Origin of the sequence: Kitasatospora sp. MY 5-36, assembly GCF_001182915.1 — a bacterium.
GTDB lineage: Bacteria > Actinomycetota > Actinomycetes > Streptomycetales > Streptomycetaceae > Kitasatospora.
Genome location: NZ_LFVW01000561.1, coordinates 1 through 7,713, shown reverse-complemented (window position 1 = coordinate 7,713; position 7,713 = coordinate 1). Strand labels below are relative to the sequence as shown.

The 7,713-nt window shown below is 72.9% G+C and carries 8 protein-coding genes; 7 read left to right on the top strand and 1 reads right to left on the bottom strand.

Annotated features, from left to right (window positions below):
• On the bottom strand, positions 1 to 663 hold a 663-nt coding region (locus AE652_RS30085; RefSeq protein ID WP_049657186.1), incomplete at its 3' end, for a hypothetical protein.
• A gap of 450 nt (positions 664 to 1,113) precedes the next feature.
• Between AE652_RS30085 and AE652_RS30080 the strand changes: the two genes are divergently transcribed.
• From AE652_RS30080 to AE652_RS30050, 7 genes are all read left to right on the top strand, one after another.
• Positions 1,114 to 1,596 carry a CarD family transcriptional regulator gene (locus tag AE652_RS30080; protein ID WP_014136563.1) on the top strand — a complete coding sequence of 161 codons (483 nt, stop codon included), beginning with the start codon at positions 1,114 to 1,116 and terminating at the stop codon, positions 1,594 to 1,596.
• Between the two features lie 308 nt (positions 1,597 to 1,904).
• A complete protein-coding gene (gene ispD / locus AE652_RS30075; protein WP_074001725.1) occupies positions 1,905 to 2,660 on the top strand; it encodes a 2-C-methyl-D-erythritol 4-phosphate cytidylyltransferase in 756 nt (251 codons plus the stop codon).
• Entirely contained in the window at positions 2,650 to 3,150 is a 501-nt protein-coding gene (gene ispF / locus AE652_RS30070) for a 2-C-methyl-D-erythritol 2,4-cyclodiphosphate synthase (protein WP_049657183.1), read from the top strand. Before ispD ends, ispF begins: the two co-directional genes overlap by 11 nt.
• A gap of 141 nt (positions 3,151 to 3,291) precedes the next feature.
• Complete coding sequence (locus tag AE652_RS30065; protein ID WP_049657181.1) at positions 3,292 to 3,684, top strand: PPOX class F420-dependent oxidoreductase; 393 nt, start codon at positions 3,292 to 3,294, stop codon at positions 3,682 to 3,684.
• A 95-nt stretch (positions 3,685 to 3,779) separates the two neighbouring features.
• Complete coding sequence (gene cysS / locus AE652_RS30060; RefSeq protein ID WP_049657179.1) at positions 3,780 to 5,174, top strand: cysteine--tRNA ligase; 1,395 nt, start codon at positions 3,780 to 3,782, stop codon at positions 5,172 to 5,174.
• A gap of 137 nt (positions 5,175 to 5,311) precedes the next feature.
• A complete protein-coding gene (gene rlmB / locus AE652_RS30055; RefSeq protein ID WP_049657177.1) occupies positions 5,312 to 6,304 on the top strand; it encodes a 23S rRNA (guanosine(2251)-2'-O)-methyltransferase RlmB in 993 nt (330 codons plus the stop codon).
• Between the two features lie 168 nt (positions 6,305 to 6,472).
• Positions 6,473 to 7,713, top strand: a 1,241-nt coding sequence (locus tag AE652_RS30050) for a DoxX family membrane protein (RefSeq protein WP_049657175.1), incomplete at its 3' end; no start/stop codon positions are given.

Below are 7,713 nucleotides of genomic sequence, written 5' to 3'. Positions count from 1 at the left end.
CGGGGCGGTGGTGCCGGCCGGGACGGCGGCACCGGTGGCCGGCGCGCCCGGGGTGGTGGCGCCGGGGGCCGGAGCGGTGGCACCGGGGGTGGCGGCACCGGGGGTGGTGGTCTTGGCCGGGGTCGCGGTCGGCGACGGGGTCGGACCGAAGCCCTTGTACAGGCCGCGGCCGTCTGCGCCCGAGTCCGGGCTCACGGCGGCCTGGGCCTCGACCTTCTGGCCGTCCTTGAAGGTGAACACGGTCGGGGCGAAGCCGCCGACGTGGACGGTCGCGGAGGCGGCGGTGGCGGACGGGTTGCCCTGGCCGCCGATCACCACCGCGCCGCGGGCCGGGACGACGATGCCGGACAGCGGAGCGCCGGCGGCGTCCGCGAAGGTGGTGGCGGCACCGCCGACGGTGACGGACTGGAGCTCGGCCGGGGCGTCCGCGGTGTTCGCGATGTTCACGACCACGTTGGCGGGACCGGTGTGGTCGCCCGAGGCGCCCTCCCCGGTGACGACCACGATGTTGTTCAGCCGGAGGTTCGTTCCGAGGGTCGCCGCCGCGTTGTCCGGCTTGATCTGCAGGGTGTCCGGCGTGTTGCCGGCGGCGCAGGAGGACAGCGAGGCGATGGCGATGGCGGCGAGGGCGGCGATGCTGCCGCGTCGAAGGCTGCGGCTCACGGCGGCGGCTTCTCCCTAGGTCACGTGTCGGGTGGTCAGGTCTCAGATTATCGACCTCGCTTATGCGCTCCTCACGGGGTGGTCCCCGTGTCGCACTCCCGGGGGCCGCCGGGGGCCGTCCGGCCGTACGCCGGGGGTGCGTCCGGCGGTACGTCGACATGTCCGGGTCACGCGGAGGACAAGGTTCGACCAAGATCGAATAACGATTCGGCCGCGACTCGAAAAGGGGTGAAAGCTCAAGATCCAATCATGGTTGCGGGGGTGTTGCGCAAGGGTTTCGTCGAACCCCGGAACCGCCTCCGACCTGCGGGAAGCCCCTCTCGAACACCGGTCGCAGCACGTCATGGGGGTCCTTGTCAAGCCCCGAGACCGGCCCTGACCTGCGAAAACGCCCTTCGGGTGGGCCGAGAAGCGTGTTATTCTGGAAAGCCACGGAAGGGGTCCTGTCACATGACGTTCAAGGTTGGCGACACGGTGGTCTACCCCCATCACGGGGCCGCGCTGATCGAGGCCATCGAAACTCGCCAGATCAAAGGTGTGGACAAGACCTACCTGGTGCTCAAGGTGCAGCAGGGAGACCTGACGCTCCGCGTGCCCGCCGAGAACGCGGAGTTCGTCGGTGTGCGCGATGTAGTCGGCCAGGAGGGTCTGGACCGGGTCTTCGAGGTGCTGCGGGCACCGTACACGGAAGAGCCGACCAACTGGTCCCGTCGCTACAAGGCGAACCTGGAGAAGCTCGCCTCGGGTGATGTCATCAAGGTCGCCGAGGTCGTCCGCGACCTGTGGCGCCGCGAGCGCGAGCGCGGCCTCTCGGCCGGCGAGAAGCGGATGCTCGCGAAGGCGCGCCAGATCCTCGTCAGCGAGCTCGCGCTGGCGGAGAACACCAACGAGGACAAGGCGGAGACGCTGCTCGACGAGGTCCTCGCCTCGTAGCGCGCCACCGCAGTGCGGTCGGGCTGCCGCCCAACGCTCACAGCGCCCGGTGCCGGCGCGCCACTCCTCGGACGAATCGTCCGGGAGTGGTGCAGTGGCACTCCGGGCGCTGAGGCATGTCCGGACCACGCCACCCGCCCGAGCCGGCCCAGGCCTGCAAGACCGTTTCCGCACCCGTTCTTGCGCGGAACCGTTGCGCGGAACTTGCGGAGCTGTGCGGCGGACGGTGGACCGTGGTTCTTCGGAAGGGGCCCGGTGCGCCCGCCGGGCACGCCATGGCCATACCCACTTCGCCGAAGGAGTGAAACCTGAACGCGTCAGGAGCAGTCGCAGCAGCAGTGGTGCCCGCCGCCGGACGGGGTGAGCGGCTGGGGCCCGGGGCCCCGAAGGCCCTGCGGGAACTGGGGGGCGTGCCGCTCCTGGTGCACGCCGTCCGGGCCCTGGCCCGCAGTCGGGCGGTCGGCCTGGTCGTGGTCGCCGCGCCCGCCGACGGGGTGGCCGAGGTGGTCGCCCTGCTGGACAGCCACGGGCTGGACGACAAGGACATCCGGGTGGTGGCCGGCGGGGCGACCCGCCAGGAGTCGGTCCGGCTGGGCCTGGCCGCGATCCCGGACGAGGTCGGGATCGTGCTGGTGCACGACGCGGCCCGCCCGCTGGTCCCGGTCGAGGTGGTGGACGCCGTCGCGGCCGCCGTCCGGGCCGGGGCGCGGGCGGTGGTGCCCGCGGTGCCGCTGGCCGACACGGTGAAGCGGGTCGAGCCGAACCCGGGCGGCCCCGAGCCGGTGCTCGACACGCCCGAGCGCGCCACCCTGCGCGCGGTGCAGACCCCGCAGGGCTTCGACCGCGCCACCCTGGTCGAGGTGCACGCCAAGGCGCTGGCCGAGGAGAGCGCGGGCACCGCCGACGCGCCCCCGGTCACCGACGACGCCGGCCTGGTGGAGCGCTACGGCGGCCGGGTCGTCGTGGTGCCCGGCCACGAGGAGGCGTTCAAGGTCACCCGTCCACTGGACCTCGTGCTCGCCGAGGCCGTACTCGCCCGCAGGAGGGCCGCCGATGCCTACTGACCCGCAGACCCCCGTGATCCCCCGCGTGGGGATCGGCACCGACGTGCACGCCTTCGAGGCCGGCCGCCCGCTCCGGGTGGCCGGGCTGGACTGGCCGGACGCCGAGGTCGGCCTCTCCGGGCACTCGGACGCCGACGTCGCCGCGCACGCCGCCTGCGACGCGCTGTTCTCGGCCGCCGGGATCGGCGACCTGGGTGCCCACTTCGGCACCGACCGCCCGGAGTGGGCCGGCGCGTCCGGGGCGAAGCTGCTCGGCGAGGCGGCCCGGCTGGTCCGCGAGGCGGGCTTCGAGATCGGCAACGTGGCGGTCCAGGTGATCGGCGTGCGGCCGAAGATCGGCAAGCGGCGGGCCGAGGCGCAGGCCGCGCTGTCCGAGGCGGTCGGCGCCCCGGTGTCCGTCTCCGGCACCACCACCGACGGGCTGGGGCTGACCGGCCGGGCCGAGGGCCTGGCCGCGATCGCCACCGCCCTGGTGTACGAACGGCGTTGAGCCGGTCGCGGTGAGCGGTCGGGAACAACCCGGACCTGACGGGTGTTCACCGGGTGTTCCCGGGGCCCGAGTCGCTAGTGTTCGGCTCGGGCCCGGACGGGGCTTCCGCTCGGGCCGAACGCCGACGTGAAGGGGTTTCCGATGGGTGTCGAACTTGCGGACAAGGTCAAGGAACTGCTCGACAGCACGAGCTTCGCCGTGGTCTCCACCATCCAGCCCGACGGGGGCCCGCAGGCCTCCGTGGTCTGGGTCAAGCGGGACGGCGACGACATCCTGTTCTCCACCGTCGAGGGCCGCCGGAAGCACCTCAACCTGGTCAGGGACCCGCGGGTGTCCCTCGTCATCAACGACAAGGACAACCCGTACGAGTACTTCGAGGCGCGCGGCGAGGCGACGCTGACCACCGAGGGCGGCCGGGAGCTGATCGACGAGCTGTCCCGCAAGTACCTGGGCAAGGACTACACCTTCGACGGCCCGGAGGCGGTCCGGGTGGTCGTCCGGATCTCCCCGGACAAGGTGCTCGGCAACATCTGAGTCCCGTCCGCGTCCCGCCGTTTCCCCGGGATCACGCCCCCGTTGTCCCGGGGAATGTGGCGGGGCACCCCCCGGTGCCCACTACGCTTGACGCTGTGAGCATTCGTCTGTACGACACCAGCACCCGCCAGGTACGCGACTTCGTCCCGCTTGTACCGGGTTGTGTCTCGATCTACCTGTGCGGCGCTACCGTTCAGTCGGCGCCACACATCGGGCACATCCGGTCGTACCTCAACTTCGACCTCATGCAGCGGTGGTTCGCCTACCGCGGCTACCAGGTGACCTTCGCCCGGAACGTCACCGACATCGACGACAAGATCATCGCCAAGGAGCGCGAGCTCGGCACGCCGTGGTGGCAGATCGCCTACGAGAACGAGCGCGCCTTCAACGACGGCTACGACGCGCTCGGCTGCCTGCGGCCGACGGTCGAGCCGCGGGCCACCGGGCACATCCCCGAGATGATCGCGATGATGCAGGGGCTCATCGAGAAGGGCCACGCCTACGCGGCCGACGGCAACGTCTACTTCGACGTGCGGTCGTACCCCGACTACCTGGCGCTCTCCAACCAGAAGCTGGACGACCTGCGCCAGCCCGAGGGCGAGGGCGAGACCGGCAAGCGGGACCAGCGCGACTTCGCGATGTGGAAGGCCGCCAAGCCGGGCGAGCCGAGCTGGGAGACCCCGTGGGGCCGCGGCCGTCCGGGCTGGCACCTGGAGTGCTCGGCGATGGCCCACAAGTACCTGGGCGCGGCCTTCGACATCCACGGCGGCGGGCTGGATCTGATCTTCCCGCACCACGAGAACGAGATCGCCCAGTCCAAGGCCTACGGCGACGACTTCGCCGGCTTCTGGGTGCACAACGCCTGGGTCACCATGGCCGGCGAGAAGATGAGCAAGTCGCTGGGCAACTCGGTGCTGGTCTCCGAGATGGTCCGGGCGTGGCGGCCGATCGTGCTCCGCTACTACCTGGCGGCCCCGCACTACCGCTCGATGATCGAGTACAGCGAGGAGTCGCTGCGCGAGGCCGAGGCCGGCTTCGGCCGGATCGAGGGCTTCATCCAGCGCGCCGTCGAGCGCTGCGGCACGGTCGACGCGGCGCCCGAGGTGCCGCCGGCCTTCGCCGAGGCGATGGACGACGACTTCGGCGTGCCGCAGGCGCTGGCCGTCGTGCACACCGCCGTCCGCCAGGGCAACAGCGCCCTGAACGCGGACGACAAGGAGAGCGTGGTGGCGCGACTGGCCGAGGTCCGTGCGATGCTCGGTGTACTGGGCCTCGACCCGCTCGACCCGCACTGGGCCGGGACGGAGCGCGGCGAGGACCTCCACGGAGTGGTCGACTCGTTGGTCCGTCTGGTCCTGGACCAGCGGCAGGCCGCGCGCGAGCGCAAGGACTTCGCCACCGCGGACGCCATCCGCGACCAGCTCGGCCTCGCCGGGCTGGCCATCGAGGACACCCCGTCCGGCCCGCGCTGGACGATCAACAGCCAGTAACCCCATCCGACGATCGGGGTGATGGGTGGGCCGTACCGGACCGGTGCGGCCCTCCCGCATGACGTAGCGCATGCCGTCGGCCGCCACCGGGCAGACCGGGACGGCCGGGGCATGCCGGACAGACAGGAAGTACAGCCATGGCCGGCAACAGTGCACGCAGGAACCGTCGCAACCCCGGATCGAAGAAGGGCGCGTCTGTCGGTACCGGCGGCCACAGCCGGAAGGCGCTCCAGGGCAAGGGCCCGACGCCGCCCGGTGCGGAGCGCAAGGGCCACCCGAAGCAGCGCGCCGCCAACGCCGCGATCAAGCGCGAGCGGGACGCCAAGGCCCGGGCCGGCATGCGCCGGGCCGGCGGCGGCGGCCGCGGTGGCCGCGGCGGCGCGGGCAGCGCCGAGCTGGTCTTCGGCCGCAACTCGGTGGTCGAGGCCCTGCAGGGCGACGTCCCGGCCAACGCGCTGTACGTCCAGCAGTTCATCGACACCGACGACCGGGTCCGCGACGCCTTCCAGGCCGCCAACGACCGCGGCATCCCGCTGATGGAGGCCCCGCGGCCCCAGCTGGACCAGATGACCGGCGGGATGAACCACCAGGGCCTGGTGCTCCAGGTGCCGCCGTACGAGTACGCGCACCCCGACGACCTGCTGGTCGACGCCGCCGACGCGGGCCAGGACGCGCTGATCATCGCGCTGGACGGCGTGACCGACTCGCGCAACCTGGGCGCCGTGGTCCGCTCGGCCGCCGCCTTCGGCGCGCACGGCGTGGTCATCCCCGAGCGCCGCGCGGCCGGCATGACCGCCGGTGCCTGGAAGACCTCCTCCGGCGCCGCGGCCCGGCTGCCCGTCGCCCGGGCCACCAACATGACCCGCACCCTGGAGGCCTACCAGAAGGCCGGTCTGATGGTGGTCGGCCTGGCCGCCGACGGCGAGGCCGAGATCGGCGACCTGGAGCTGCTGACCGGTCCGGTCGTGATCGTCGCGGGCAGCGAGGGCAAGGGCCTGTCCCGGCTGGTCTCGGAGACCTGCGACATGCGGGTCCGGATCCCGATGTCCGGCCTGACCGAGTCGCTGAACGCCGGTGTCGCGGCGGGCATCGTGCTGTACGAGGCCGCGCGACTGCGCGCCAAGCGCTGAGCACGGCCGGGTCGCGGCGCGCAGGAGATCTTCCGAATTCCCCGCAATCCGAGTGAAGGCGATCGGGCCCCGACCGGGCCCGATCGCTTTTTTCATGATCACTTCAAGTGTGCGCCGGACATCCACCCGGGAGAGTGTCCTAAGCGGGCGTCACCCGGTTAGACGGGCGTGGACACCAGAACACCTCGGCGCCCCCTGTTCGGCGACGGCAGCACCGGGATAGACGCGGGCCCCGGCCTCAACACCGTCAAGGTGGAGTCGGACCCTTCGCGGCTCAGCAGCACCCAGGCGAGCTTCCGGCTCCGGCTCGGCGGCCCGGTGGCGCCGCTGATCGATGCCCCGGCCGGACTGCTGTCCACCGGTGCCGCATTCGGCGACCCGTACGCCAACCAGGGCCTGATCCGCCGTCCGCTGGTCACCCCGCAGGTCGTCGTGCCCTCCTCCGCCGTCCCGGCGCTGGCCGGGGCCGGGGCCGGCGGCGCACCGCGCCGCAAGGGCCGGGTCACCGCCGTCACCTGGACCGGCCAGGCGCCCCCCGGGGACCTCGCGGCCACCCGGCTGCTGGAGGCGGTGCGCCCCGGCGGCACCCCGGTCGGCGGCGTCCGCCTGATCGAGGCGGACACCCAGGCGCTCCCCTCCCTCGCGGGCGCCCGCACCCTCCCGCGCCAGCCCCGCGAGGGCGCCGGCACCGCCACCGACGCGGGCGTCGGCCCGGTCGGCGAGCCGCACGGCTGGACCCCGAGCGGCGAACTGCCCGAGGTCTCCGCCGTCGACGCCGCAGGCAGGCAGCCCTGGTACCCGGGCCGCCGGGTCGACCTCGGCCTGGTGCTGCTGCCGCTGCGCGCCGTCCTCGGCTCGCTCTCCGTCTACGCCGGGTTCAGCAAGCTCTGCGACCCGGTGTACTTCGACGGCGGCGAGCGCGGCTCGATGATGCGCTGGCTCTCCTCGCTGCACCCCTGGAAGGTCGCCGAACCGCTGCTGGCCTTCGCCATGGCGCACCCGGTGGGCGCCGGCCTGGTGGTGTCGTTCACCCAGATCGTGGTCGGCGTGCTGACCGTCCTCGGCCTCTGGCAGCGGCTCGCCGCCGGCGCCGCGATGGCGCTCTCCGCCGCGCTGCTGTTCACCGTCAGCTGGCGGGCCGTCCCGGTCTACGACACCCCGGACCTGATCTTCCTCGCGGCGTGGAGCCCGCTGCTGATCGCCGGGGCGCCGTTCGCCTCGCTGGACGGGCGGCTCAGCCTGGAGGCCTGGCGCCGGTACGGCGCGGACGCGCCCGGGGCGCTGCGCCGCCGGGTGCTGCGCCGCGGCACCGTGGTCACCACGGTCGTCGTCGGCCTGACCCTGCTGCTCGGCTCGATGCTCGGCGCCGCCGTCCGTACCGGCGCCCGGGCGCACCAGGCGCCGGACCG

Bases quoted from the DNA above. Each gene is read 5' to 3' on its own strand.
- AE652_RS30065 (WP_049657181.1), top strand. From the start codon at position 3,292: ATGGGTGTCGAACTTGCGGACAAGGTCAAGGAACTGCTCGACAGCACG.
- rlmB (WP_049657177.1), top strand. From the start codon at position 5,312: ATGGCCGGCAACAGTGCACGCAGGAACCGTCGCAACCCCGGATCGAAG.
- AE652_RS30080 (WP_014136563.1), top strand. From the start codon at position 1,114: ATGACGTTCAAGGTTGGCGACACGGTGGTCTACCCCCATCACGGGGCC.
- ispF (WP_049657183.1), top strand. From the start codon at position 2,650: ATGCCTACTGACCCGCAGACCCCCGTGATCCCCCGCGTGGGGATCGGC.